Annotated in this window: 19 protein-coding genes; 9 read left to right on the plus strand and 10 right to left on the minus strand. The window is 64.2% G+C overall.

All coding sequences use genetic code 11. From position 1 onward, the window contains the following. The first annotated feature begins 20 nt into the window (after nt 1-20). Together AC3IYG_RS11430 and AC3IYG_RS11435 are read left to right on the plus strand one after the other, a co-directional pair. Nucleotides 21-1,598 carry a FadD3 family acyl-CoA ligase gene (locus AC3IYG_RS11430; RefSeq protein WP_489313813.1) on the plus strand — a complete coding sequence of 526 codons (1,578 nt, stop codon included), beginning with the start codon at nt 21-23 and terminating at the stop codon, nt 1,596-1,598. Between the two features lie 56 nt (nt 1,599-1,654). Further along, nucleotides 1,655-2,374 (plus strand): EthD domain-containing protein, encoded by a 720-nt coding sequence (locus tag AC3IYG_RS11435; protein WP_489313814.1) that lies wholly within the window; start codon nt 1,655-1,657, stop codon nt 2,372-2,374. Nucleotides 2,375-2,651: 277 nt separating this feature from the next. Here the strand turns inward: AC3IYG_RS11435 and AC3IYG_RS11440 are convergent, their stop codons facing one another. From AC3IYG_RS11440 to AC3IYG_RS11455, 4 genes are all read right to left on the minus strand, one after another. Beyond that, entirely contained in the window at nt 2,652-3,839 is a 1,188-nt protein-coding gene (locus AC3IYG_RS11440; RefSeq protein WP_489313815.1) for a helix-turn-helix transcriptional regulator, read from the minus strand. A gap of 183 nt (nt 3,840-4,022) precedes the next feature. Beyond that, nucleotides 4,023-5,924, minus strand: a complete 1,902-nt coding sequence (gene cysN / locus AC3IYG_RS11445; RefSeq protein ID WP_489313816.1) for a sulfate adenylyltransferase subunit CysN — start codon at nt 5,922-5,924, stop codon at nt 4,023-4,025. Further along, nucleotides 5,924-6,835, minus strand: coding sequence for a sulfate adenylyltransferase subunit CysD (gene cysD, locus AC3IYG_RS11450; protein ID WP_489332210.1), 912 nt, complete (start codon nt 6,833-6,835; stop codon nt 5,924-5,926). The genes cysN and cysD overlap by 1 nt, the downstream gene beginning before the upstream one ends. Nucleotides 6,836-7,119: 284 nt before the next feature. Then, nucleotides 7,120-7,569 carry an SRPBCC domain-containing protein gene (locus AC3IYG_RS11455; protein WP_489308476.1) on the minus strand — a complete coding sequence of 150 codons (450 nt, stop codon included), beginning with the start codon at nt 7,567-7,569 and terminating at the stop codon, nt 7,120-7,122. 384 nt (nt 7,570-7,953) lie between these two features. Between AC3IYG_RS11455 and AC3IYG_RS11460 the strand changes: the two genes are divergently transcribed. Genes AC3IYG_RS11460 through AC3IYG_RS11475 form a run of 4 tightly spaced genes read left to right on the plus strand, consistent with a single transcriptional unit; the run spans nt 7,954 to nt 12,069 of the window. After that, entirely contained in the window at nt 7,954-9,063 is a 1,110-nt protein-coding gene (locus AC3IYG_RS11460) for a DUF1214 domain-containing protein (protein ID WP_489308478.1), read from the plus strand. After that, nucleotides 9,060-10,256, plus strand: a complete 1,197-nt coding sequence (locus tag AC3IYG_RS11465; protein ID WP_489308480.1) for a sulfotransferase family protein — start codon at nt 9,060-9,062, stop codon at nt 10,254-10,256. Before AC3IYG_RS11460 ends, AC3IYG_RS11465 begins: the two co-directional genes overlap by 4 nt. A gap of 24 nt (nt 10,257-10,280) precedes the next feature. Beyond that, nucleotides 10,281-11,069, plus strand: coding sequence for an SDR family oxidoreductase (locus AC3IYG_RS11470; protein WP_489308481.1), 789 nt, complete (start codon nt 10,281-10,283; stop codon nt 11,067-11,069). Between the two features lie 25 nt (nt 11,070-11,094). Next, nucleotides 11,095-12,069, plus strand: a complete 975-nt coding sequence (locus AC3IYG_RS11475) for a DHH family phosphoesterase (RefSeq protein WP_489308483.1) — start codon at nt 11,095-11,097, stop codon at nt 12,067-12,069. A gap of 153 nt (nt 12,070-12,222) precedes the next feature. Here AC3IYG_RS11475 and AC3IYG_RS11480 read toward each other — a convergent pair whose 3' ends face one another. Beyond that, nucleotides 12,223-13,101 (minus strand): SDR family NAD(P)-dependent oxidoreductase, encoded by an 879-nt coding sequence (locus tag AC3IYG_RS11480; RefSeq protein WP_489308485.1) that lies wholly within the window; start codon nt 13,099-13,101, stop codon nt 12,223-12,225. Between the two features lie 136 nt (nt 13,102-13,237). After that, the gene (locus AC3IYG_RS11485) at nt 13,238-14,980 is read right to left on the minus strand and encodes an FAD-binding protein (protein WP_489308487.1); all 1,743 of its coding nucleotides are present in this window, start codon (nt 14,978-14,980) and stop codon (nt 13,238-13,240) included. Between the two features lie 300 nt (nt 14,981-15,280). Between AC3IYG_RS11485 and AC3IYG_RS11490 the strand changes: the two genes are divergently transcribed. From AC3IYG_RS11490 to AC3IYG_RS11500, 3 genes are all read left to right on the plus strand, one after another. Beyond that, nucleotides 15,281-16,912: a DUF1302 domain-containing protein gene (locus tag AC3IYG_RS11490; protein ID WP_489308488.1), complete on the plus strand. Its 1,632-nt coding sequence runs from the start codon at nt 15,281-15,283 to the stop codon at nt 16,910-16,912. Nucleotides 16,913-16,935: 23 nt separating this feature from the next. Then, entirely contained in the window at nt 16,936-18,318 is a 1,383-nt protein-coding gene (locus AC3IYG_RS11495) for a DUF1329 domain-containing protein (RefSeq protein WP_489308489.1), read from the plus strand. A 182-nt stretch (nt 18,319-18,500) separates the two neighbouring features. After that, nucleotides 18,501-19,490, plus strand: coding sequence for a 5'/3'-nucleotidase SurE (locus AC3IYG_RS11500; protein WP_489308491.1), 990 nt, complete (start codon nt 18,501-18,503; stop codon nt 19,488-19,490). Between the two features lie 218 nt (nt 19,491-19,708). Here the strand turns inward: AC3IYG_RS11500 and AC3IYG_RS11505 are convergent, their stop codons facing one another. The 4 genes from AC3IYG_RS11505 to AC3IYG_RS11520 are packed head-to-tail and all read right to left on the minus strand — an operon-like array spanning nt 19,709 to nt 23,812. Next, nucleotides 19,709-20,914: an NADH:flavin oxidoreductase gene (locus tag AC3IYG_RS11505; RefSeq protein ID WP_489308493.1), complete on the minus strand. Its 1,206-nt coding sequence runs from the start codon at nt 20,912-20,914 to the stop codon at nt 19,709-19,711. Between the two features lie 7 nt (nt 20,915-20,921). Next, a complete protein-coding gene (gene ribB / locus AC3IYG_RS11510) occupies nt 20,922-22,031 on the minus strand; it encodes a 3,4-dihydroxy-2-butanone-4-phosphate synthase (RefSeq protein WP_489308495.1) in 1,110 nt (369 codons plus the stop codon). Nucleotides 22,032-22,044: 13 nt separating this feature from the next. After that, entirely contained in the window at nt 22,045-22,971 is a 927-nt protein-coding gene (locus AC3IYG_RS11515; RefSeq protein WP_489308497.1) for an alpha/beta hydrolase, read from the minus strand. Then, the gene (locus tag AC3IYG_RS11520) at nt 22,961-23,812 is read right to left on the minus strand and encodes an SDR family NAD(P)-dependent oxidoreductase (RefSeq protein WP_489308498.1); all 852 of its coding nucleotides are present in this window, start codon (nt 23,810-23,812) and stop codon (nt 22,961-22,963) included. Before AC3IYG_RS11520 ends, AC3IYG_RS11515 begins: the two co-directional genes overlap by 11 nt.

Consider the following 23,812-nt stretch of genomic DNA (forward strand, 5'->3'; position numbering starts at 1 on the left):
CCTCTGCCTGAGGAGGCGCCATGCCGTCCGTTGAAAACGCCGTCACCCTTCCACAACTCATGGCCGCCGCCGCACAGACGTATGGCGACAGCCCAGCCATCGAGGAAGCCGGCCAGCGGATCAGCTACCGCGAACTCGACCAACTGCGCCGCCAGGCCGCCCGCGCTTTGCTGGCGCTGGGTGTGCAGTCCGGTGACCGGGTGGCAGTCTGGGCACCGAATATCTGGGAATGGATAGTCGCGGCCACGGCACTGCAGAGCGTCGGCGCCGCTCTGGTGCCGCTGAACACGCGGATGAAGGGCGCCGAAGCCGGGTTTGTCCTGCGCGAAAGTGGCGCCAGCCTACTGTTCGTGATCGGCGAGTTCCTCGGCGTCGACTATCCGCGTCAGTTGCAAGACGAAGCCTTGCCGGCCCTGCGCCAGATCGTCAGCCTGCGCGGCGCCAGTCACAGGGCTCTGGCCTGGAAGGATTTTCTCGCCCTGGCCGGCGAGGTTTCACCGGCCGAACTGCTGGTACGTGAAGCGTCGGTCAACCCGCGCTCGCTCTCCGACCTGCTGTTCACCTCCGGCACCACCGGCAAGCCCAAGGGGGTCATGACCGAGCACGGGCAGAACTTGCGGGTGGTGCGCGACTGGAGTGCCGTGGTCGGCCTGCGCGAGGGCGACCGCTACCTGATCGTCAATCCGTTCTTCCACTCGTTCGGCTACAAGGCCGGCTGGCTGGCGGCGCTGATGCGCGGCTGCACCATCCTGCCGCAACAGGTATTCGATGTGCAGGCGGTGCTGGAATGCGTGGCGCGCGAACGGATCAGCGTGCTGCCGGGGCCGCCGACCCTTTATCAATCGCTGCTCGCTCACCCGCAGCGGGCGCAGTACGACCTGTCCTCGCTGCGGGTGGCGGTGACCGGCGCCGCGGCGATTCCGGTACAGATGATCCAGCGCATGCGTGACGAACTGGGCTTCCAGACCATCATCACCGCCTACGGGCTGACTGAAGTCTGCGGCTTCGCCACCATCTGCCGCCCCGGGGATGCGCCCGAACGGGTCGCCACCACCAGTGGACGGGCCATGCCTGGCATCGAACTCTGCTGCGTGGATGCCCAGGGCAACCTGCTGCCGCCAGGCGAACCCGGCGAAGTGCTGATTCGCGGTTACAACCTGATGCAGGGCTACTACAACGACCCCCAGGCCAGCCTGGAGGCTATCGACAGCGACGGCTGGCTGCATACCGGGGATATCGGTGTACTCGACGAACACGGCTATCTGCGCATCACCGACCGGCTGAAGGACATGTTCATCACCGGCGGCTTCAACGTCTACCCGGCGGAGATCGAGCAATGCCTGCTGAAGTACCCGGGGCTGGCCCAGGTTGCGGTGATCGGCATCCCCGACGAACGCCTCGGCGAGGTGGCCATGGCCTTCCTGCTGCCGGCACCCGGTAGGGTGATCGAAGAGCCGGCCCTGCTCGCCTGGTGCCGCGAACAGATGGCCAACTACAAGGTGCCACGCCGGGTGCAGGTGCTGCAGGCCATGCCGCTGAATGCCGCCGGCAAGGTGACCAAGAATGCCTTGCGCGAACTGGCCGCGGCCGGAACCTAAGACCGTCCCACGCGCACAGACTGGCAAACCCACCCCGCAACCGAGGACTCTCTGAAATGGAAAAGATCATCTACCTCGTCTGGCGCGACGCCCAGATCGACAGTGAAACCTTCGCCCAGCGCCTGCGCGGTGAAGTCGCCAACCAACTCCTGGCCCTCGGCGCCTGCGGCCTGCAGGTGAACGTCGCCGACCATCAGGTCGAAGCCGCCACCGGTCTGCGCCAGGCCAACAGCCAGCCGCTGATGGACGGCAGCGTGGCGCTGTGGGTCGACAGCGCCATCGCCCAGTTCCGCCAACCGTTCGAGGCGGTGCTGGCGTCGGCGGTCGCGCGCCTGGCCGGCTATCTGGTCAGCGAGTCCGTACCGATCCGCAACACCCGCTTCCCGGCCGTGCCGGGCGAACGCACCCACGGCTTCGCCCAGCTGGCCCTGCTGACCCGCCCGGCCGGGCAGGATCCGGCGACCTGGCTGGACATCTGGCACAACCACCACACTCAGGTGGCGATCGACACCCAGGACAACTTCCAGTACGTGCAGAACCTGGTGCTGCGCCCTCTCACCCATGACGCGCCGAAGCTCGACGCCATAGTCGAGGAGTGCTTCCCGCCGGCGGCCATGACCGACCCCATGGCCTTCTTCGGCGCCGTCGGCGACGAGGCCAAGTTCCAGCGCCACCTGGCGGCGATGATGGAGAGCTGCCGGCGCTTCATCGACCTGGAGAAGATCCAGGTGTTGCCGACCAGCCAGTACCTGCTCAAGGCCGCCACGGCCAGCTGAGGCCGCGAAACGCGGCAATAAGAAAACGGGCGTTACGTGTTGCATGGCCTCGCGTAGGGTGGGTTAGCCGAAGGCGTAACCCACCGACCGGCCGTCAGGCCGGCAATGGCGATACCTTGTGGCATCGATGGTGGGTTACGCCCCTACGCGGCTAACCCACCCTACGGAAACACCGAGCCTCGGCAGTCATCAGCGCCACCAATACACAACTGGGACATAGCCTTTTTCTTGGCGCGCTCAGATCACCGGGCTGGATTCGCAGTTGCCGGCTAGAGGCTCAGGCCAACGACACCACGCTGTTCAACAGCGTTTTCACCAGCAACGCCTGACGGGTGGCGCCGGTCTTGGCGAACACGCCGCGCAAATGGGCCCGCACGGTATTTTTCATCACCCCCAGTTTCTCTGCGGTCTCATCGAGGGTCAGGCCGTCCATCATCAACAAGGCCACCTCGGTTTCGGTCGCGGTCAACTGGAACAGCTTGCGCAGCAAACCGCGCGAGGCCTGCGGCGAATCCGCCGGGTCGCGGATAAACACCGCTACCGCCGGACGCCGAGCGCCGTCATGGGCCTGGTAGTTGAGTGGGATCGGCCGCAGCAGCAGGTTCAGCGGCATTTCCCCGGTAGGGCGCGACAAGGCGATGACCTCGACGCTGCTGGCGCCACACAGGTGCAGGCGCAGTACCGACTCAATTGCCTTCTGCAATGCGCGGTTCTCGTTCGCCGAATGCGCGCGAAGTCTGTCGTGGCGGCTGTAGAGCCCATCCTTCGCGGCGAACAGGCGATTGGCCGCCGCACTGCTCTTCATCACCTTGCCACTTTCGTCGAGAATCACGGTGCCAACCAGCATGCGGTCGATGGTGGCGGCATAGAGCATGCGCTCCGAATTCAGCTCGTCCAGGGTCGAGTGCATATCGACTGCCCGCTGCAAGTGCGGCAGCAGGACGGACACGAGGGCCTTCTCGGCCTCATCGAAATCGCAGCCCAGGTGGTTACGGCAGACGAAGAACGCACAATCCACCCCCGCCTCGGTGCGGATATTGGCGACCAGAACGTAGCGCAGATCGAGCGGTTGCAGATACTGCAGATAGAAGTCATGCGCACTCCAGGCCGCCGCACCAAACACCTCATCGGCGCTCGCCACCCGGTCCACCGGCCAGTCGATGAATGGGCAGATCGCATAGAAGTGCTCGCTGTACGAAGGCTCCCCCGGCAACAAGGGACCGAAGGCCGAGGCGTTGACGATCAGCCCCGGCCGATCACTCGCCGGGTTGCGCAATACCAGGGTCACGAAGCTGGCGGCGAGGCGCTGGCGGAGCATTTCCAGCAGGCCCGACCAGGGGATCGACTCCTGCGGGCCCTGATAAATGCGCCCCAGAAGTTCGCTCAGGCTCGCCGGATCGAGCGCCGCAAGCTCATACAGGGCCGGCATTGCCGTAGGGGTGACAGGTGACGTTGCGCTGATCATGCTTGGCCTTCTCCGCAGCTGGGCTGGCGATGACTTGATCGACCCGTACCACGAGTATTCGGCAGTGCCACCATGGGTAAATCGTCCGTTCAGCCTATTCCATGCCCTGCTCTTCCCAGTGCCCATGCGTGGTTGTCGACACGGGCGGACAACCCGTCCGCGTCGGCATCCCACAGCGTTCGGTCAGCCCCCCAGCCTGGCCAGCACGTGCTCGACAATGCGCTCGGCCGCCGCCTCGGCGCTGTCGCTGCAGGTATCGATGCGGATGTCCGGCTGCTCCGGCGGCTCGTAAGGCGAATCGATACCGGTGAAGTTCAGCAATTCTCCGCACCGAGCCTTCTTGTACAGCCCCTTGGGGTCGCGCTGTTCGGCGACCTCGATCGAGGTGTCGATAAAGATCTCGATGAAGGCGCCATCGCTGACCAGGTTACGCGCCATCTCGCGCTCCGAACGGAACGGTGAAATGAACGAAACCAGGGTGATCAACCCGGCATCCAGCATCAACCGCGCCACCTCCGCCACCCGGCGGATGTTCTCGACCCGGTCGGCGTCCGCAAAGCCCAGGTCCTTGTTCAGACCGTGGCGCACGTTGTCGCCGTCGAGCAGATAGGTGTGCCGCCCCAGCGCGTGCAGCTTGCGCTCGACCAGATTGGCGATGGTCGTCTTGCCCGCTCCGGACAGGCCGGTGAACCACAAGATGCAGGGGGTCTGCCCTTTGAGCGCCGCGTGCGCCTGGCGGTTGATGTCGATCGCCTGCCAATGCACGTTCTGCGAGCGCCGCAAGGCGAAGTGCAGCATACCGGCACCGACGGTGCTGTTGCTCAAGCGGTCGATCACGATGAAACCGCCGGTGTCGCGATTGTCGCTGTAGGCATCGAAAGGAATCGCCTGATCCAGGCTCAGGTTGCCGACGCCGATCTCGTTCAGCTCCAGGGTCTTGGCCGCCAGCTGGTCGAGGGTGTTGACGTTGACCTTGTGCTTGAGCGTTGCACAGGTCATCCCCAACGTGCGGCTACCGATTTTCATCAGGTACGGCCGACCGGGCAACATCGGCTCCTCACCCATCCACACCAGCGTCGCTTCGAATTGATCGGCGACAGCCATCGGCGCATCGCTCAGGACCATCACGTCGCCCCGGCTGATGTCGATTTCATCCTCCAGGGTCAGGGTTACCGCCTGGCCGCAGATCGCGCCTTCCTGCTCGCCGGACGGGGTGATGATGCTGGCGATGCGGCTTTCCTTGCCCGAGGGCAGCACGCGAATCCGCTCGCCACGGCGAATGGCGCCGGAGACGATACTGCCGGCGTAACCCCGGAAGTTCAGGTTTGGCCGGTTGACCCACTGCACCGGCAGCCGGAAGGGCGACTGGCCACGGCTCTCGTCCTCCAGGGGAACCTGTTCCAGGTGCTCCAGCAGCGTAGGCCCCTGATACCAGGGAGTATTCACGCTGGCCTCGATCACGTTGTCGCCACGCAGGGCCGACAGCGGGATGCAGACGATGTTGTGCAGGCCGATCTGGGCGGCGAACGCGCGGTACTCGGCTTCGATCCGCGCGAACAGCTCCTGGGAATAGCCGACCATGTCCAGCTTGTTCACCGCCACCACCACCTGGCGAATGCCGATCAGGGACACCAAATAGCTGTGCCTGCGGGTCTGGGTCAGCAGGCCTTTGCGCGCATCGATCAGCAGCACCGCCACATCGGCGGTGGAAGCGCCAGTCACCATATTGCGGGTGTACTGCTCGTGTCCCGGAGTGTCGGCGACGATGAACTTGCGCTTGCCGGTCGAGAAAAAACGATAGGCCACGTCGATGGTGATGCCCTGCTCGCGCTCGGCGGACAGGCCGTCCACCAGCAGCGCGAAGTCGAGCTCGCCGCCTTGGGTGCCCATCTTCTTCGAGTCCGCCTCAAGCTGACCAAGTTGGTCCTCGAAGAGCATCTTCGACTCATACAACAGCCGGCCGATCAGCGTGCTCTTGCCGTCGTCGACACTGCCGCAGGTGATGAAACGCAACAGCCCCTTGCTCTGCTGCGCGTGTAGATTGCGCTGAGCATCCGCAGCGCCCAGCTCAGTGATCTGGCTCATCAGAAATACCCCTCTTGCTTTTTCTTCTCCATGGAGCCTGCCGAATCGCTGTCGATCAGCCGCCCTTGCCGTTCCGAAGTCCTGCTCAGGAGCATTTCCTGAATGATTTCCGGCAGGCTCTGCGCCGTGCTCTCGATCGCCCCGGTGAGCGGGTAACAGCCCAGCGTGCGGAAGCGCACCTTACGCATCTCCGGCACCTCGCCGGGGAGCAGCGGCATGCGTTCGTCGTCGACCATGATTAGCGTGCCGTCACGACTCACCACGGGGCGCTCCTTGGCGAAGTACAAGGGCACTATGGGGATATCGTTGAGGTGGATGTATTCCCAGATATCCAGCTCGGTCCAGTTGGAGATGGGGAACACCCGCAGGCTCTCGCCCTTGCGCTTGCGCGTGTTGTACAGGCGCCACAGCTCGGGCCGCTGCATCTTCGGGTCCCAGCGATGCTGCTCGGAACGGATGGAAAAAATCCGCTCCTTGGCTCGCGACTTCTCCTCGTCGCGCCGGGCGCCACCAAAGGCCGCATCGAAGCCGTAGTGGTCGAGCGCCTGCTTGAGGCCCTGGGTCTTCCAGATATCGGTATGCACCGCCGAGCCGTGGCTGAACGGGTTGATGTTGCGTTCGAGCCCTTCGGGGTTCACATGCACTCGCAGGTCGAGGCCCAGGCGTTCAACCGTCTCGTCGCGAAAGGCGATCATTTCGCGGAACTTCCAGGTGGTGTCAACATGCAGCAGGGAAAACGGTGGCTTGGCCGGGTAGAACGCCTTCATCGCCAGGTGCAGCATGACCGCACTGTCCTTGCCGATCGAATACAGCATCACCGGGTTATCACACTCGGCCACCACCTCCCGCATGATCTGGATGCTTTCCGCCTCCAGCCGTTCCAAATGAGTCAACATCTCTGCTCTCCTCAGTGCTACCGGGCCTATCCCCTGTGGTCAGGCCCGCTGGAGAACACGGTATGCAAAGCGCCGATGCGGACTCTTCGTCTAACCAGACTAAAAATTTCAAGATGCGGCAGACCGCAGTGGTGGGCGCAGAAAGCGCGCAAAGAGAGCCTCTGTAGGAGCGGGCCATGCCCGCGAAACGCGACTAAAGCATCGCGGGCATGGCCCGCTCCTACGCAGAAAAAACCGACAAGGAGGACCGCGGAGTCTCCGCAGGCCCTCCTCGCGCTCGCCCATCAGCGGCAGCGGGTTCAAGCGCGTTCGCGGTACAACGCCTCGGCGCGGAGCTTGAGGCTGTGCGCGACCGCATCGAAGCCTTGCTTGACCCAGGCGCCGTGGTTCGCCATCACCGTCGGCGCGGTAGGGCCGAGGAACAGGTCAGTGGTGTGGTAGCGACAGCTCGCCTCGCCGGTAGCCACGATGTGCTGGTCGCGGCGGGCCGCATCGGGGTTGTCGGCCGTGACGTACATTTCCCACGCCAGCAGCGTCGGGCGCTCGAACGCCGCCAGGTATTCGACCACCTGCAGCAATTCGCCCGGCCGTGCAGGGGCTGGCAGGAACAGGTTCACCGCCTCGCCCATGCGCAGGCTCGACTCGACCTTGACCGTGTAGGGATTCCACTGCGGGTAGCGTTCGAGATCGACCAGCACCTCCCACACCAGCTCGGCCGGGGCGGCGATATCCACGGTTACTGAAGTCACGAGACAGTCCTGAGCAAACAGATTCTGAGCAGACATTGGGTTCTCCTGTGCGCGGTGTATTCACCGCGTTGGCAAGTGCCTTAGGCACGAGGGGGGAAGACCGGGCGTACAGCGCCCGCTGCCCATCCTGCCCAGCCTCTTGCGGCGACCACCTCGTCTACCCGGACTAAATCCCACTCGATCACCGCCCTGCCCGGCATTTCCTGCATCGGGCCGGCACAACCCTGTGCCGGGTTAGTCCAGTCAGACGAAGAATGCCGGGGGCCGGCATTTATATCGTCGCTGGCAGGGTCCTGGCCGACATCGCCCCGCCCCACTACCTGGCCGAGCAAGCTGGCGGCTGCAACCTTCCCTCCCCGATGCCTGGGCGACAGGAGATTCAACATGGCAACAGACACGATCGACGAGCAACTGCTCAGCGGCCAGACGTGGAGCGACTTCTGCGATGTGCTGAAACGCAGCGGCGAACAGATCCTCCGCCCGGAGGCCCCGGCCGACGCCCAAACCCGCGCCGAAGGCTTCCGCTACCTGAGCCGGCTGATGCGGATCGCCCTGGAAATGCACGTCGAGTTCGCCGACCCGGACTGCCCCGGTTTCTTCTCGCCCTCTCATGAAACCGCCAAGATCGGGGCCGACAACCCGGACAACCTCTACCAGTACGCGAGCCTCAACGGTAATAACCAATACCGCGTCAGCGGCCAGCGCGGCAGCGTGGCCTACCTCAGCTTCGGCACCCAGAAGGGTGGCTACGAAAGCGACGGGACCATGACGCCCACCGGTTTTATCGACGCTGAGCAACTCGAACTGAACAGCGATGGCAACTTCGAGATCACCCTCAGCCAGCAGCCCAGCGCCGGTAACTGGTTGCGCCTGGAATCGGCCAGCAACGCCCTGATCGTCCGCCAGACCTTCCTCGATCGCAAAACGGAGAAACCCGCGCAATTGCGCATCGAGCGCATCGGCAGCGCCAACATGCCGGCAGCCCTCGATCCACACCGCCTGCACCAGGGCCTGCAGCGTGCCGCCAGCTTCGTGGAGAACACCGCGCGCCTGTTCGCCGACTGGGCCCGGGACTACCAGCGGCACCCCAACCAGCTGCCACCGGCCGACCAGGCGCTGTGCCAGTCCGTCGGCGGCGATCCGAACATTTTCTACTACCACTCGTACTGGGCGCTCGCCGACGACGAGGCGTTGCTCATCGAGGTCGAGTCGGTACCCGAATGCGACTTCTGGAACCTGCAGATCAACAACTACTGGATGGAGTCGCTGGACTACCGCTACCACCGCATCTGCCTGAACAAACACTCGGCCCGCTACAACGCGCAGGGCGGCGTCACGCTGGTGCTCAGCGCCCGTGACCCGGGCCTGCCGAACTGGCTGGAAACCGCCGGCCAGCACCAGGGCACCCTGTGCCTGCGCTGGGTCGGCGCCCGCCATCCCGTCCACCCGACCACCCGCGTGGTCAAGCTCACCAGCCTTGAGGCAGCCCTATGACCCGCCATCCTTCTCACGCCCTGGAATCAACCGTCGACAGCTTGCTGGCCGAGGCCAGCGCCCGTGCGGGAGGCTTGAGCGATTTCGGCCCGGGCAACTACCGCGAGGCGTTGCAGGTGATGCTCGCCGCACTGCGCGACGAGGCCGGGCTGTCTGCCCGGGGTTGGGCCCTGATGCAGGAAAAATTGCTCGGCCAACTCGTCAATCGCCTGGTGATCGAAGACTACTGTCGACGCTACCCGGAGATCGAACAGCAACCTCTCGACGACCCGCTGGTCATCGTCGGCCTGCCGCGCACCGGCACCACGCTGCTGCAGCGCACCCTGGCGGTCGATCCGCAGTTCCACTCCGCGGCCTGGTGGGAAACCCGCTATCCCGCACCGTTGCCCGGCGAGTCCCTCGCCGAGCCGGCGCAACGCACGGCGCGGGCCTGCGCCGAAGTCGCCAGCATGATCGAGTACATGCCGCAGATCCTGACAATCCACCCGCTGGATGCGATGCAGGCCGATGAGGAGTTCATGCTCATGGAGCACTCCTTCATGTCCGCCATGGACTCTTACGCCAATGTGCCCAGCTATACCGCCTGGCTCGACCGCCAGGACCAGGCCCCGGTGTATGCCTATCTGAAGAAGATGCTCCAGTTTCTCCAATGGCAGCAGCAACGGCGCGGCCGCCCGGCCGGTCGGCGCTGGCTGCTGAAGAGTCCGCAACACCTGCACACCCTGGAACTGCTGTTCAACACCTTTCCCCGTGCGCAAGTGATCCTCACCCACCGCGAGCCGGGCAAAACCATTCCCTCCATCGCCAGCTTCATCCACTGCCTCTGGCAGATGTACAGCGATGCCGTCGATCCGCGCCTGGTAGGAACGCAATGGAGCGCCCGCATGGCGCGCGCCATCCGCCACAGCATGGAAATACGTGCCGGGCACGCGGCCGAATCCTTCCTCGACGTGCGCTTCGAGGACACCCTGGCCGACCCGCTGGTCGTGATCGAGCGGATCTATCGCTTCGCCGGCCTGCCGCTCGGCGCCGAGGTGCGCGCGGCGATGGCGGACTGGCTGACCCGCAACGGCCGCGAGAAACGCGCGGCCCACACCTACAGCCTGGAGCAGTTCGGCCTCAGCGAACGCCAGTTGGAGGACGATTACGCCGACTACCGCACCCGTCACCTCAATACCGCAACCCGGACCTGACCCCCCACCAAAGGAAACGCCAGCATGCTGCTCCAAGACAAAGTGATCATGATCTCCGGCATCGGTCCGGGACTGGGCGTGAAACTGGCCATCGAGGCCGCCCGCGCAGGTGCTGCCGGCATAGCGATAGCCGCGCGGACCGAGCAGAAGCTGATCGACGCCGAAGCGCAGATCCGTGCCCTCGGCACTGCCTGCGCGGTGCTGCGGCAGCCCACCGACATCAGTGACCGCAGCGCCTGCAAACGTTTCGTCGCGGCCACCGTGGAACGCTTCGGCAGGATCGACGGCCTGATCAACAGTGCCTACATCCATGGCGACTTCATGTCCGTGGAAGCGGACAACCTGGAACACTGGCGCGAAGTGTTCGACATCAACCTGTTCGGCACCCTGACGCTGACCCAGGAAGTCTTGCCGCAGCTGAAGGCCCAACAGGCTGGTGCCATCGCCATCATCAACACCTTGGGCGCGCAGCAGCCATACGCCGGCGGAGCCTGCTATGCCGCGTCGAAGGGTGCGCTGGCGGTGGCGGTGCGCTACCTGGCCAACGAACTGGCGGCGTATGGCATTCGCGCCAACAGCCTGGCCTGCGGCTGGATGTGGGGTGAACCCGTGCAGGCCCATATCCGCCAAACCGCCGCCGCCCACGGCATTACCGAGCAAGCGCTGATCGAGCAGTTCAGCGCGCGGATTCCCGGCGGGCGGATGCCGACCGACAGCGACTGCGCCCGGGCGGCCCTGTTCCTGGTCTCCGACTACGCACGCGCCATCAACGGTGCGCTGCTCGACGCCAACGGCGGCGAATACATGCGCTAAGCACCCTGCCTGGAGTCTCAAGGAAATGACTGATTACTTTGCCTTCAACGGCGATGCGGATGGTTTGTGCGCACTGCAACAACTGCGCCTTGTCGAAACGCCGCAAGCGCTGCTGGTTACCGGGGTCAAACGCGACATCGCCCTGCTGCGCCGAATCCAGGCCGGCAGCGGCGACCGCATCACCGTGCTGGATATCGCCCACGAACAGAACCGCGAGGAGGTCGCCCGCCTGCTGCACAACGGCGCCAGCATCCGCTATTTCGATCATCACTTCGCCGGCGAGCTGCCGCGGCATCCGGGCTTCGAGTCGTACATCGACACCGCCGCGGATGTCTGCACCAGCACTCTGGTCAATCGTTACCTGGGTGGTCGCCATCATCGCTGGGCGATCGTCGCGGCCTTCGGCGACGGGCTACCGATGCTCGGACAGGCGCTGGCGGAAAAGCATGGACTGGCCGCCGAACACATCGCCAAGCTTGAGCAACTGGGCCTTTACCTGAACTACAACGCCTACGGGGAAAGCATCGCCGACCTGCATTTCGACCCCGCCGAACTGGCCGAAGCGCTGCACCCCTTCGCCGACCCGCTCGACTTCATCCGCAGCAGCCAGACCTTTGCCACCTTGCGTGACGGCTACCACGCAGACATGGCCAAGGCAGCCGGGCTGACACCCTGGCGCGAGGTGCCGGGCGCCACGCAATATCAGCTGCCCGCCGCGCCTTGGGCGCGCCGGGTGATCGGCGTGCTGGCCAACCAGTTACTGAGTCAGCGCCCGGACCAGGCCCTGGCGCTGCTCTCCAGCAATAGCGCCGGCGGTTTTACTGTCAGCATTCGCGTCCCGGCGGAGCATCCGCTGGCCGCGGACGCCTTCTGTCGCCGCTTCGCCAGCGGCGGCGGCCGCAAACGCGCCGCGGGCATCAACCACCTGCCCGCGGCCGACCTGGCGGCATTTGCCACGGCGTTCGAAACCGCCTATGGCAGGTTACAGGCTCTGTATTAACGATCTGCCCGGCCCGGCGCACTGAACGTGTAGGAGCGAGCAGCGCGAGCGATCAGGTATGTGGCGCAAAAAAAAGGTTCTTCACGGATTACCGGGAAGAACCAAAAAAAGCATCGCTCGCGATGCGAGCGCCTACATACAAAGCAGAAGCCCTTAGATCACCCGTGCCGGATGTTGCAGCCGTGGCGCGCCGAGCATTTCGCGGTAGGACGGTGGCTGACGCCCTTCGGCCTCGCTGATGCCGTAACGCGGGGCGATCTCGGCGGTGACCAGGGTCTGCCCGCTATAACTCATCAGTTCAGGATCGTTGAGCAGTGCGTGGATCACCCGGCCGTTGAACTGCGGTGTCTCGGCCTGAGCCAGGAAGGCATCGTACTGCTCGCCATGATTTTCGCCGGCGATGCGTGTGCGCTCGGTCAGTTGCGGCCCCAGCCAAAGGGACAGCGCGGCCACTCCGGTGCCTTCGAAATCGACCGCCATGTCCGCTGCCAGCTTGTCGCAGCCGGCCTTCTGCGCACCGTAGGCCGGCCCGTGCATATAGCAGCCGGCGCCGAACGACGAAGTGAAGCCGATCAGCCCACGACCGCCACGCACCAGCAACGGCGCGGCATGGTAGCTGGCGACATAAGCCGATCGCAGCCCAACTTCCAGTATCCGCACCAGCTCCAGCGGTTTCTCCCAGAAGGGCCCCGGGTCGATCAGGTTCTCGTGGAGAAAGGCGGCGTTGTTCACCAGCAAATCGAGACGCCCGCATTCGCGTTCGACCCGCTCGAACAGCGCCAGTACCTGGGCATCGTCGGCATGGTCGCAGGTCACCGCAATACCACGGCCACCTGCGCGGGTAATGGCTTCGGCGGTCTCCTCCAACGAACCGGTGAGTGCCTGGCCATGCAGCCTGGAGCCGGCCCGTTCGGGGGCGCGGCCGCTGACGAAGACGGTCATGCCGGCGGCACCGAGGGCCAGGGCGATGCCCTTGCCGACACCGCGACTGGCGCCGGTGACGACGGCGACCTGGGTTGAATCTGTACTCATATGGAAACCCTCTTGTAAAGGCAGCGCAGGGTTCTTTCTGCGGGATAGGTGTCGTTTTCGGGTTCAACTTCGCGGAGAAATCCGCTCCTACAACATCCGTGCGGCGCTTGTAGGAGCGGATTTATCCACGATGGTGCTAGCTGAGTGATGAGCTACTACTCAAGGGCTGGGCCACCAGGCTCTGGCTCTTGATATGGTTCGCCGCCAGGTAACCGAAGGTCATGGCCGGGCCGATGGTGGAGCCGGCCCCCGGGTAAGTCCGGCCCATCATCGAGGCCGCGCTGTTGCCGATCGCATACAGGCCGGCAATAGGCTGGCCGTCCACATGCAGCACGCGGGCATGCACGTCGGTGAGCAAGCCACCTTTGGTGCCGATATCGCCAGCGTCGATGCGCACCGCGTAGAACGGCCCACGAGTCAGCGGCGCCAAGCAGGGATTGGGCTGCACACTGGGGTCGCCGTAGTAGCGGTCGAACAGCGACTCGCCCTTATGGAAATCCTCGTCGCGACCCTGCACGGCCATGGCATTGAAGCGTTCCACGCTGTGCGCCAACCCAGCCGGGTCGACGCCGATCTGCCCGGCCAGGGCCTCCAGGCTCGCGGCCTTGTGGAAATAGCCGCGCAGGTGCTTGGGCAGCTGCCAGTCCGGCTGGGCGTAACCTGGCAGCAGCGCTCCGCAGGGGTATTTGCGCCGGAACTCGGCGTCGAACACCATCCAGCAGGGCACACTCACCGCGCCTTCGCGGTTGTTGGCGTACATCGCGTAGACGATGTCGGTGTAGGGCGCCGCCTCGTTGACGAAGCGCTGGCCGGCGGAGTTGACCAGCACGCAGCCGGGCAAGGTCCGTTCGACGAACAGCGCGCGCTGCTTTTCCTCACCGGCGACATGGGTGGTAGGCGCCCACCAGCTGTGCCCCATCAACGCCGTGTTCGCGCCTATGGCCTGGCCGGCGCGGATGGCGTCGCCGGTATTGTTCGGCGGCGTGGCACTCCAGGCAGCCTGCGAGGGTTGCGGCAGATACTGCTCACGCATCGCCTGGTTACGCTCGAAGCCACCGGCGCCAAGAATGACCCCATGGCGCGCCTTGATCCGCAACGAACGCCCCTCATGGCTCGCCAGTACACCGATTACCCGGCCGTCCTCGACTATCAGTTCCTCCAGCGTACAGTTCAGCCACAGGGGCAGCGCACGGTCCAGCAGGGAGGCGCGCAAAGCGCCGATCAGCGCATTGCCCAGGGTCAGGAATCGATCGCGGCGCGACAGCCGCCGGCCCTCCCTGTCCCGCCAGTAACGCCAGATCACCCGCAGGGTCAGTCCGAGCCAACCCGGCCCACGGCAGAGCAGCACCTGGGCCTCTTTCATGGTCATGGCCATGCGCCCCATCATCAGGGTGCCGGGCGATGGCGGGCGCATGAGCAGGAACTCCCCGCCCAGTTCAGCGGCATCGAAAGGCTGCGGGTCCATGGAGCGATAGCCGGGCTTGCCGCCCTCCACCTCCGGGTAATAGTCGGCATAGCTGGGCTGCGCCTCGAAGCGCACCCGGCTGTGCCGCTCGAGATACTCGACCATCTCACGGCCACTCTCGACATAGGCCTCGATACGGCCATCGTCGATTTCCCCGTGGGTCACCGCCTTGATGTAGCGAATCCCCTCCTCAGCCGAGTCCGTACCGCCAAGCGCCGCGATGCGATGGTTGTTGGGAATCCAGATGCCGCCGCCGGACACTGCTGAGGTGCCGCCGTACTCCGCGCTTTTTTCGATCAGCAGCACGTTCAGCCCGAGGTCATGGGCGCGTAACGCAGCGGTCATCGCCCCCGCTCCAGAGCCGACGACCAGCACATCGCAGCAGTCATCCCAGTTGATCTTGCCGTCACTCATGCGACATCTCCGCTCAAGGCCTACAGGACAAGGAGTCGCCGCCGTCAGCTCGGAGCTGTGCGCAGTCGACTTTGGGATTGTTGGCAGGCCCCACTGGCCAGGCATCGTCCGATGGGACTACGGGGGGCTGGATGCGGGCAATCTGGATAGGACAAACAACAGCGCCGGCAGAGAGAAATTTTCAGGTAGTCCAGTTGGACGATGTTGAGCCTTCGGCCGTGACTCCATAGTCACGCCCAGCTCCACTCCCCAAACCTGAATTGCAGGTCGGGCTGGTCCCGACCTCGGCAAGAGGACGATATGATAAGAACAAGAATCGCCCCACAACCGCTACGGGCCTCCATACGCCTGGCCCTGCTGATGCTGGCCGGTGGGCTGAGTGGTCAGGCCAGTGCCCTGTCCTTCCAGCCCAGCGATGAGTTGGCCGTGGATTTGGACACGACCCTGAGCTACGGCCTGGCGTGGCGTACCGAAGACCGCGACCACCGGCTGACCAGTGACGCCAATGGCAACGACGGTGACAACGCCTTCGACAAAGGCAGCCTGATCAGCAATCGCGTCGGTTTCCTCACCGAAGCCAACCTTAAATGGCGCGAAGACTACGGCCTGTTTGTTCGCGCCGCCGGTTTCTACGACAACGTCTACGACCAGGGCAACGACAATGACACCGGCACCTCCAACTGTTTCGCCGGTGGTCAGTGCTCCAGACCCGATCGTTTTTCCCAGGAGACCATCGACCAGCACCGCGAAGACCTGCGCCTGCTCGACTCCTACTTCTATGGCACCTGGGATGTAGCCGGACACGCCCTTAACCTGCGCGTCGGCGATCAGGTGGTGAGCTGGGGCGAGAGCTTGTTCTACCAAGGCATCTCGTCCGCGCAGAGCCCGGTGGACGCCACCAAGGCGACTACCCCCGGCGTCGAGGTCAAGGAAATTCTCCTGCCGGTTGGCCAGCTGTTCGCCCAGTTCAGCCTGACCGACAACCTCAACCTGCAGGCCTACTACCAGTACGAGTGGGAAAAAACCGAACTCTTCGGGGTCGGCAGCTACTTCTCCACCACCGACCTCATCGACGAAGGCGGCTTCAACGACGCCAGCGGTTTCCTCAAGCGGCTGGACGACGATGAGCCGTCCGACAGTGGCCAATACGGTGTGGCCATGACCTATACGGCCGAATCGCTGAACAACACCGAGTTCGGCATCTACTACTCGCGCTTCCACGACAAGACCCCGACGCTGGATTTTCTCAGCGACTTTGGCAGCTACCGGGTGCGCTACTTCGACGACATCGATCAATACGGCGCCAGCTTCGCCACCGTGCTCGGCGACACCAGCTTCTCGGGTGAAGTCAGCTACCGCGATGGTCAACCGGTGCTGGTCGACACGGCCACCACGTTCAACGGCTTCGGCTTCCCCATCGCCATCCCGCTCCCGCCACACGCAGTAAAGGCTCAAACCCTACAGGCGCAGATGTCCTTGATCCATGTGGTCGGCCCGACCTCTTTTGCGGACAACACCACCCTGGTCGGCGAGGTCGTTTACAACAACGTCCTGGATCAAGACAAAGCGGAGTCTTTCACCGTCTTCATCCCCGGCTTGGGCCCCCTCGACACCCCGCAATCCGACAAGCTCTTCAAGGACAGAGACGCCTGGGGCTACACCGTCCAGGCATCGTTTGACTACAACAACGTGTTCAGCGGCTGGGACGTGTCGGTGCCCATCACCTACAGCACCGCCGCGCAACGCGACAGCTCACTACTGGGCTCGATCAACTCAGGCGAGGGTGACGATCGCATGAGTGTCGGCAGCACCTGGCGCTACCTCGGCAACTTCTCTACGGAAGTTCTCTACAGCGCCTACCTGGGCAACTCGAAGAATGCCCCCTTGGCAGACCGCGACAACATCGCCCTCAACTTCAAATACCGTTTCTAAAGCCTCTGACGGAGGAACCCAGCATGACTAGAAGCACCCAAACCCTGTTCCGCACGGCCCTGGCCGTTACCCTGCTCAGCGGCAGCCTTGCTGTCCAGGCCAAGGTCAGTAGCGAAGAAGCCGCCCACCTGGGCCAGGACTTGACCCCCATGGGCGCGGAAAAAGCCGGTAGCGCCGACGGCAGCATCCCCGCCTGGTCTGGCAAATGGCGCGGCACCCCGCCCCAGGTAAAGTTCGCCGGTCCCGGCACGCCCTATCCGGACCCTTACGCCGATGAAAAACCCCTGTTCATCATCACCGCAGAGAACGTCGCGCAGTACGCCGACAACCTCACCGATGGCCAGAAGGCCTTGCTCAAACGCTACCCCGACACGTTTAAGATCCCGGTTTATCCGAGCCACCGCGACTTCCGCTACGACCAGGAAACCGAAGACAACATCAAACAAAACGCCCTCAACGCCGAGCTGATCGACGACGGCTACGGCACCAAGAACGCCTTCGGCGCCTCGCCCTTCCCGATCCCGAAGAGCGGCAGCGAGCTGATGTTCAACCACGTCCTGCAGGGCCGCGCCGCGAAAGAAGAGGCCGACTACCTTCAGGTCGTGAACTATGCCGATGGCAACAAGGTTTTCGAGCGGGTCAACTACAAGATCCTCTCGACCTGGTCCGACACGAGCCTGACGCTGGACTCAGCCAAGGGGGTTATGTCGCACTTCCTACTGACCACTATGGAGCCCGTGCGAAAGAAAGGTGAGATGGTCGTTGGACACGAATTCATCAACCCCGTAGCCGAACCCCGTCAAGCGTGGCAGTACGCACCGGGCCAACGCCGGGTACGGCGCGCGCCCACCGTGGGCTACGACTCGCCAACCGGGGCCGGTGGCTTTCGCGTCTATGACGAAGACCGTCTGTTCAACGGCGCACCCGACCGTTACGACTGGACGATCCTGGGCAAAAAAGAGATCTACATCCCCTACCACAACTACAAGCTCGACGACCCCAGCGTGACGGCCGAACAACTGCTGTCCACCAAGGGCCATATCAACCCTGACTACATGCGTTATGAGAAACACCGTGTCTGGGTACTGGAAGCCAAGCTCAAGGAAGGCAGCCGTCATATCTACGCCAAGCGCGTGATCTACCTCGACGAGGATTCCTGGGCAGCTGCGTTGGCGGATAACTACGACAACCGTGGCCAGTTCTGGCGCACCAACATGCAAGCCTCGATCTACACCTACGACACTCAGCGCTTTCACGCCCGGTTGGGTATGTACCATGACCTGATCGCGGGTTCTTATCTGGTCGACCGGCTGCTGGTTGATCAGCAACCGGCAAAGTTGAATGCCAGCGCCTTCACGGCCAGTGATTTCACCCCAGGCAACCTGCGGAAATTGGGTACGCGCTGACCACTATCCCCTGACCGGCCTGTGCCGGTCAGGGCTAGCTGCCGTTGGCCGTTGTGTCGCACGGCACAAACCGCGCGACTGAGCCAGCCCTGTCGAACCGCTGTAACCCAGCCTCGGCAGACTACCGCTGTTCCTGACTACACAGTCAGAAATATCCTTCTGTGATCTCATGGAGAACAACAATGCACAAGCTGTTAACGGCCGCCTTAGGCGTGGCTGGTGTGAGCCTGTCCCTACAGGCCAATGCCCTGAACATTCTGCTAACCAACGATGACGGCTGCCGTGCGCCGGGCATCGGCTTCGTGTACCAGGCGCTGGTCGGCGCCGGCCACCAAGTCACCCTGGTCGGCCCGCTGAACGACAGCAGCGGTATCGGTGCCGCCAGCGTGGTCAATCCGGGCCAGGCCCTGGCGGTGACCGAACTGGCCCCCGGCAAGTTCTGCGTCGGCCCGCCGGCAGGCTACACGCCGCCGGCCGGCAAGACCTCGGCGATCGGCACGCCGGTGGATGCGGTCAACGTCGGCCTCGGCCTGCTGCTCAAGGACAACCCGCCGGACCTGGTGGTTTCGGGGACCAACTTCGGCGATAACGTCGGCCCACTGACACAGATGTCCGGCACGGTGAACGCTGCGGTGCGCGCCATGTTCAAGGGCGTTCCGGCGGTAGCGGTATCCACCGCGATTGACCTCGAACTGTTCATGCGCGACCAGCAGGCCGGCTACCTGAAGACCCTGAACGCCATGGACGACACCGCCAATTTCGCGCTGAAGGTAATCCAGCAGGCCTCCGCCGCCGGTGCCCTGGCCAAGCGCGTCTGCGAGAAGAGCAAGGACAAAGCCACGCCGTTCTGCGAGCTGAACGTACTCGGCTTACCAGGCACTACCGGGCTGAACATCAACTATCCGGCCCTCGAAGCCGCCGAGGTGAAAGGTGTCAGCTACGCCCCCATCGGCGACTGGGGCACGGTGAATTTCGTCCCGCAGCGCGGCGCGGACGGCGTTGTCCGGGTCAACCTGGTGGCGCCGCCAACCCCGACTGCGGCCCAGCAGCAGGCCGATGCCTATCAGCTGTGGTCGGGCAAAGCGGTGATCACCGTGATCGACGGCAATATGACCGCGTTACCGGCGCTGCAGGCGCAGGCCAAGCTGATGTTCAAAGGCCTGAAGCCCTGAGTCAGCAGATATGAAAAAGCCCCTGTTTCGTTGAAGCAGGGGCTTTTTTTGTTTATCGGCGCAATACGCTGTGCTAATGCGCCCTACAGCCTGTAGGAGCGGATTTATCCGCGAACTGGCGCGAGTCGGTGCTGCCCCATCGCGAATAAATTCGCTCCTGCATTCAACGAAGCTCCTGCATTCAACGAAACAGCCCCATCCAACCTTCAACGCCCTCCCTACAAACACCCTGGCGCATTCAGCACGCACCTCACCCCGCCCGGCAGCGCCATGCTGGCCACACACAGGTTACAGTGGGTGCAGGCGCTCTGGTGGCGCCGGTCGCCGCGCACCCGTTGGAGCAATTCGGGGTCATTGAGCAGGGCGCGACCCATGGCGATGAAGTCGAAACCCTCGTTCATCAGCCGGCTCATGCTCGCGGCACTGCTCACTCCGCCCAGGAAAACCAGCGGCAGGCGGGTGGCCTGGCGCATCTGTAGGGCCTGTTCGAGGAAATACAACTCCTCGAAGGGCATATCGGGGAACAGGGCGCCACCGAACAACTTCATCGCCGTGCGCTGCAGAGGGTTCTTCTCCAGCTTGACCATGGCCGCCAGCGGGCTGTCGCCCCGGAACAGGTACATGGGCGAACGAGTGACCGAGCCACCGCTCATGACGATGGCGTTCAGCCCGGCCTGCTCCAGCAGCGGCGCGGCGCGGCAGGACTCCTCGATGCTCAGGCCGCCGGCAAAACCGTCGCTGAGGTTGAGCTTGGCCAGCAGCGGAAATTCCTCGCCCACCGCCCCGCGCACCGCCGCCAGTACTTGCAGCGGAAAACGCATGCGGTTCTCCAGGGAGCCACCGTACTGATCGCGGCGCTTGTTGGTCGCCGGCGAGATGAACTGGCTGAGCAGGTAGCCATGGCCCATATGGATTTCAATCGCATCGAAACCCGCGCGTTTGACGAAAGCCGCGGCGTCGGCGTACTCACCCAGAGTCTTGGCGATGTCCTGCGCGGTCATGGCGCCGGCGAAGGGAATCCCGGAAAACAGACCGTACTGGTTGATGCCGGCGCTCGGTCCCTTGGGTCGCGCGATAGTGTGTGGCTGGTTGCGACTGAAGCCGCCGCAATGGGCCAATTGCGCGGACACGGCGCCGCCCTCGGCATGCACCGCAGCGGTCAGACGCTGCAACTGCGGGAAGATGCCTTCATGCATCCACATCTGGTCGGGAAAGGTCAGGCCGTCCGGCGACACCCCGCAATAGGCCACGGTGGTCAGTGCCACCCCGCCACGGGCCATTTCGGCGTGGTGACGGATCAGCTCTTCACCAGGCACTCCACCTGGGCACATGCCCTCGAAAGTGGCGGTCTTGATCACTCGGTTACGCAGCGTCAGCCCGGCTAAACGCGCCGGGGTGAAGAGCTTTTCCAGCGCGTTAGGCATGCCGTCGTCACTCTGTTGCGGGATGGAAGGGGACGAATTCGGCGACTTCCAGCTCAAAACCCGAAACCGCCTTGTAGTTCACCGGGAAACTCAGCAGGCGCATCTTGCGCACATTGAGGTCGCGCAGGATCTGCGCCCCTATGCCCAGCGTGCGTTGCGGGAACTGCGGCGGCCTCGGCTTGCCAGCGCTCTGCTTGAGCAGTTGTTCGAGCAGGCCGTCCGGAGTCTCCTGCTGGGCCAACAGCACCACCACACCGCAACCCTCGGCGGCCACGCGCTCAAGGGCGCGCTCCAGATTCCATTGCGGCGGCCCACTCTCGGGCTCACAGCCGAGCGAATCGCGCAGCGTCTCGACAGCCTGCACCCGCACCAGCGTTGGCAGTTCGGTGCTGATCTGGCCTTTGACCAGCGCCAGGTGCAACTGCCCCTTGTAGGCATCGTGATAGGTCAGCACCCGAAACTCGCCATGACGGGTCCGCAGCGGATACTCGCCTGAGCGCTGGATGGTGCCTTCGTGGAGGATGCGGTAGTGGATCAGCTCGGCGATGCTGCCGATCTTCAGCCCGTGGGTCGCGGCGAATGCTTGCAGTTCGGCACCCCGCGCCATCTCCCCTTCTTCGTTGAGAATGCCGACCAGGGTCGCCGCCGGCATCAGCCCGGCCAGGCGCACCAGATCGCAGGCGGCCTCGATATGCCCGGCACGCTGCATCACCCCGCCCGGCTGCGCCTGCAACGGGAAGATATGCCCCGGCTGCACCAGATCGCCGGGGCCGCTGGCCGGGTCAACCGCGACCTGCACCGAACGTGCGCGGTCGGCGGCGGAGATACCGGTGGAAACGCCGCTGCGCGCCTCGATCGAAACGGTAAACCCCATGCCATGCGGTGCGCGCGAGTTCGGCACCATCAGGCCGAGGCCCAACGCCTGGCAGCGCTCCGCGGTCAAGGCCAGACAGATCAGACCACGGGCGTGCAGCGCCATGAAGGTGATCGCAGCGGCATCGACCTGCCCGGCCGCCATCAGCAATGAGCCTTCGCCGTCGCTGTCATCGTCGGTGATGATCACCATCTCGCCACGGCGGATGGCTTCAAACAGTTGCTGCGGGGTATCCAGTTGCATGCTCGGCCTCCACTCAGTTAAGCGCCGCACGCAGGTCGACGGCCGCCGCCGCCAGGGCCTCGGCTGCGCGTCCGACAAAGGGCGCCATGCTGACGAAGCCGTGAATCATGCCGTCATAGCGCTGCAAGCGCGTGGCGACGCCGGCCTGCTGCAGGCGCATGGCCAAGGCCTCGCCCTCGTCGCGCAGCGGGTCGAACTCGGCGGTGATCAGGGTCGTTGGCGGCAAGCCGTCCAGGTTCTCGGCCAGCAGTGGCGAAGCCAGTGCCTCCTCGGCCTGCTCGGGGCGCGGCAGGTAGTGCTGCCAGCACCACTGCATCATCTCGCGGGTGAGGAAATAGCCCTCGGCGAACTCCTGGTAGGAGGCGCTTGCGCAACGACCATCGGTGACCGGGTAGAACAGGCACTGATAGCTGATGCGCGGCCCCTTGCGCGCGGCCGCCAGGCGGCTCACGGCGAGCGCCAGATTGGCCCCGGCGCTGTCGCCGGCCAAGGCCACACGGCTGGCGTCGCAGCCCAGCTGTTGGGCCTGCTCGACGAGCCAGCAGGTGGCGCTGTAGCAGTCCAAGGGCGCCGCCGGGAATTTGGCCTCTGGCGCCAGCCGATAGGCGACCGACACCACCAGCGCGCCGGTCTGCTTGGCCAGTGCGCGGCACAGGTTGTCATGGGTATCCAGAGTGCCGAAGACGAAGCCGCCACCGTGGAAGAACACCAACAGCGGCAGGTTCGGCTGCTCCAGCGGCCGATACAGGCGTGCGTCCAGCTCACCGTCGGCACCGGCCACGCGCAGATCGCGAACCTCGGCCATGGGCTCGCCGGGGATGGGCTGCATCATGTTGTCGGCAAACTGGCGATATTGCGCGGCGCTCAGCTGGCTGAGATCCGGCTGTGGCAGGCCACTGAACTGCTGCAGTATTGCGGCTATCTGGCTATCAAACGGCATGGCTATCCCCTTGCTCTTCGGTTGCTTGCACCTCAACGAATTGGAATACCGGATTGGTCTCCTCGAGGATGCTCTGCACCCGTCGCTGCAATGCCGGCTTGAAGAATTTGTGCGGAAGTATCCAGAAGCGCTTCTCGCGCACGGCGGCGAACACCCGTTCGGCCAGTTCGAGTGGCGTCATGCCCTGGCGGATGCTGGTGTCGAGCAGTTCGTTGAACTGCGCGCCAGCGATGCCGGCGACCTGGTCCGAGGCCATGATCTCGCTGGCCACCGGCCCCGGGCAAAGCACCGACACCGAGACCTGCGCCTGCTGCAGGCTCAGCTCGTAGTGCAGGGTTTCCGAAAGCGCGACCACTGCCTGCTTGGTCACGTTGTAAGGCGCCATCAAAGGGCTGCTGACCAGGCCCGCAAGGGAGGCGGTGTTGATCACATGGGCCGGGCGGCCCTGCTGGAGTAGCAGCGGCACAAAGCTGCGAATGCCGTTGATCACCCCCTGCAGGTTGACGCTGAGCATGCGCTGCCACTGCTCATGGCTGATTTCCCAGCAGTTGCCGGTCTGCATCACCCCGGCGTTGTTGAACAGCAGGTCGACACCAGCGAAGCGCTCCACCGCGACATCGCGCAGACGCTCGACTTGGGCGATGTCGCCGACATCGGTCACGCAGGCAACGGCCTCGGCACCCTGGGCCTGCAATTCGGCGCACAGTGCCTGTAGCCGCGGCTCGTCCACATCGCTCAGCACCAGGCGCATGCCCAGCCCCGCCGCATATTCGGCCAGACCGCGACCAATACCGCTGGCCGCCCCGGTGATGACCGCCACGCGGCCCTGTTCACTGCTCAT

It is taken from the genome of Pseudomonas sp. KH_027 (assembly GCF_057838565.1).

Excerpts from the sequence above, each read along its gene's own strand:
- AC3IYG_RS11515 (WP_489308497.1), bottom strand. The coding sequence starts at position 22,971 with ATGCCGTTTGATAGCCAGATAGCCGCAATACTGCAGCAGTTCAGTGGC.
- AC3IYG_RS11475 (WP_489308483.1), top strand. The coding sequence starts at position 11,095 with ATGACTGATTACTTTGCCTTCAACGGCGATGCGGATGGTTTGTGCGCA.
- AC3IYG_RS11500 (WP_489308491.1), top strand. The coding sequence starts at position 18,501 with ATGCACAAGCTGTTAACGGCCGCCTTAGGCGTGGCTGGTGTGAGCCTG.
- AC3IYG_RS11460 (WP_489308478.1), top strand. The coding sequence starts at position 7,954 with ATGGCAACAGACACGATCGACGAGCAACTGCTCAGCGGCCAGACGTGG.
- AC3IYG_RS11505 (WP_489308493.1), bottom strand. The coding sequence starts at position 20,914 with ATGCCTAACGCGCTGGAAAAGCTCTTCACCCCGGCGCGTTTAGCCGGG.
- cysN (WP_489313816.1), bottom strand. The coding sequence starts at position 5,924 with ATGAGCCAGATCACTGAGCTGGGCGCTGCGGATGCTCAGCGCAATCTA.
- AC3IYG_RS11435 (WP_489313814.1), top strand. The coding sequence starts at position 1,655 with ATGGAAAAGATCATCTACCTCGTCTGGCGCGACGCCCAGATCGACAGT.
- AC3IYG_RS11490 (WP_489308488.1), top strand. The coding sequence starts at position 15,281 with ATGATAAGAACAAGAATCGCCCCACAACCGCTACGGGCCTCCATACGC.
- ribB (WP_489308495.1), bottom strand. The coding sequence starts at position 22,031 with ATGCAACTGGATACCCCGCAGCAACTGTTTGAAGCCATCCGCCGTGGC.
- AC3IYG_RS11480 (WP_489308485.1), bottom strand. The coding sequence starts at position 13,101 with ATGAGTACAGATTCAACCCAGGTCGCCGTCGTCACCGGCGCCAGTCGC.
- AC3IYG_RS11430 (WP_489313813.1), top strand. The coding sequence starts at position 21 with ATGCCGTCCGTTGAAAACGCCGTCACCCTTCCACAACTCATGGCCGCC.
- AC3IYG_RS11470 (WP_489308481.1), top strand. The coding sequence starts at position 10,281 with ATGCTGCTCCAAGACAAAGTGATCATGATCTCCGGCATCGGTCCGGGA.
- AC3IYG_RS11485 (WP_489308487.1), bottom strand. The coding sequence starts at position 14,980 with ATGAGTGACGGCAAGATCAACTGGGATGACTGCTGCGATGTGCTGGTC.
- AC3IYG_RS11465 (WP_489308480.1), top strand. The coding sequence starts at position 9,060 with ATGACCCGCCATCCTTCTCACGCCCTGGAATCAACCGTCGACAGCTTG.
- AC3IYG_RS11520 (WP_489308498.1), bottom strand. The coding sequence starts at position 23,812 with ATGAGCAGTGAACAGGGCCGCGTGGCGGTCATCACCGGGGCGGCCAGC.
- AC3IYG_RS11495 (WP_489308489.1), top strand. The coding sequence starts at position 16,936 with ATGACTAGAAGCACCCAAACCCTGTTCCGCACGGCCCTGGCCGTTACC.
- AC3IYG_RS11440 (WP_489313815.1), bottom strand. The coding sequence starts at position 3,839 with ATGATCAGCGCAACGTCACCTGTCACCCCTACGGCAATGCCGGCCCTG.